Annotated in this window: 1 pseudogene; it reads left to right on the top strand. The window is 74.9% G+C overall.

What is annotated here, in order from left to right:
* Window positions 1-390 (top strand): annotated as a pseudogene (locus AB4Z38_RS25855) (HNH endonuclease signature motif containing protein); the annotation flags it as partial.

The following is a 390-nucleotide window of genomic DNA, read 5'->3' as shown; positions in this document are numbered from 1 at the left end:
GCCGCTGATTTCGCCGGCACGGTCGAGGAGATCTCCCGGACGGTGGAGTTTTTGCAGCTCGTAGCGGCCCAGGCCGTGGAGCGGACCCGGCGCGAAGCCCAGGCGGCACGGCAGTCATCCCCGGCGCCGGGGTGGCGGACCGGCTGGACGGAGTCCACCGCAGCCGATACCGCAGAAGACCCGGATGCGGGAGCTGAAGCCGATACGGCAACCGCCGCGGCCGGCCCGGGGACCGCCGCGGCCGGCGTTGCGGCAGCAGCCGGCCCGGTCGACGACGGGTACCGGAACGCGGCCGAATTCCTGCGCGCCAGGCTGCGGATCGGCATCGGCGAGGCCAGGCGCCGGCTCACGCTGGCCTCCGGCGTGCTCCCGCAGACCGGGATCACCGGG

Origin of the sequence: Arthrobacter sp. 2RAF6 (assembly GCF_052115205.1) — a bacterium.
GTDB lineage: Bacteria > Actinomycetota > Actinomycetes > Actinomycetales > Micrococcaceae > Arthrobacter.
The sequence above is the reverse complement of the archived record's forward strand: the minus strand, read 5'-3'. Positions and strand labels throughout refer to the sequence as shown.